1 protein-coding gene is annotated in these 1,194 nt (G+C 60.0%); it reads left to right on the forward strand.

Annotated elements, in window-relative coordinates; all coding sequences use genetic code 11:
- Positions 1-608: 608 nt before the first annotated feature.
- The gene (locus tag EZI54_RS23785; RefSeq protein WP_207389343.1) at positions 609-1,043 is read left to right on the forward strand and encodes a reverse transcriptase family protein; all 435 of its coding nucleotides are present in this window, start codon (positions 609-611) and stop codon (positions 1,041-1,043) included.
- Positions 1,044-1,194: the final 151 nt, after the last annotated feature.

Below are 1,194 nucleotides of genomic sequence, written 5' to 3' on the forward strand. Positions count from 1 at the left end.
ACAAGATGCTTATGCGGGTGTCGGCTATCTTGGTAGTGGTGGGGTTGGTTTCAGCAATTGTGCTGGTCTAAACATTTAACAAGTTATTCAAGTACGTTCCAGCCCTAACGGGCCTCCACCGGACCGGTTTTCCGGCGCGGTGCGCCTCCAAACCGGCCGCTTAATATTGGCGTGTGTGCCGGGCATGGCACAGAACTAGGGAGCGGAGCGCCGCCCGGGTGAAAGTCCTCCTGCCAGGTGTTCGCAGAGCCGAAGGCTAGGAAAAGGGCAAGGGCGTCACCGCGAGGTGGGGTCTGGAGGAAGCCCAATCCAAAGCGGCGGGGCGACGAACAGGAACCCGATATGAGGTGTGGTACATCCGGGGCGAGCGGGCACGTGACCGCGAAGCCCTCCTTCTGCGACTGGGGTGTGCTTTATAAATCGGGCGTTCACGCCGTGAAAGCTCTGTGCCTTACCCCGGGAGGTCTGCCGCGTGTGGACGGACCCACTGAGAGACGAGCGATCACCTCTGATCGCGTGGCAGAAATCAGCCGAGGGCATAGTAGGTTCGCCCGTGAACCGAAGGCCCGAACAGAGACAGGAGTCGAGATTCCGTGCAGGGAAACGGGATGGCATCTGCAAAGCAGCTCGCGCTGCCCCTGGAGCAACCAGGGGATGAACCCGTTTCCGGAAATCGGGAAGACTCGCACTCCGTTCAACCCTCACCGTGGATGGCGCGTGTATTGAGCAGGGACAATCTCAATCGCGTCCTGAAACAGGTTCGACGTAACAAGGGAGCGCCGGGCATCGACGGCATGACCGTGGATGAACTGCCGGATTATCTGCGCCAACACTGGCCGGAGATCCGTCAGCAGTTGCTCCAGCAGACCTACCGACCCAAACCGGTTCGGCGGGTCACCATTCCTAAAGCCAACGGCGGTTCCCGCCCCCTGGGTATCCCGACGGTGCTGGATCGCTTTATCCAGCAGGCGATTGCCCAGGCAATCCAGCAGGACTGGGAACCCCGCTTCCACCCACACGTAAGCGTTCATTCCACGACGTAGTTGACCTACTTCACGTCACGTAGTGGCCTCAATAACTCCGGCGAGACCTTGTATTGCTTGGTGCCATCCTCGGCCAACACGATCACACTCTTGCGGTTGATCTTGGTGACGATCCCCAACACCGGGCCCTCCCGGCCCTCGAAGGTCACCT

Source organism: Marinobacter halodurans, assembly GCF_004327985.1.
Lineage (GTDB): Bacteria > Pseudomonadota > Gammaproteobacteria > Pseudomonadales > Oleiphilaceae > Marinobacter_A > Marinobacter_A halodurans.

Bases quoted from the DNA above. Each gene is read 5' to 3' on its own strand.
- EZI54_RS23785 (WP_207389343.1), top strand. From the start codon at position 609: ATGGCATCTGCAAAGCAGCTCGCGCTGCCCCTGGAGCAACCAGGGGAT.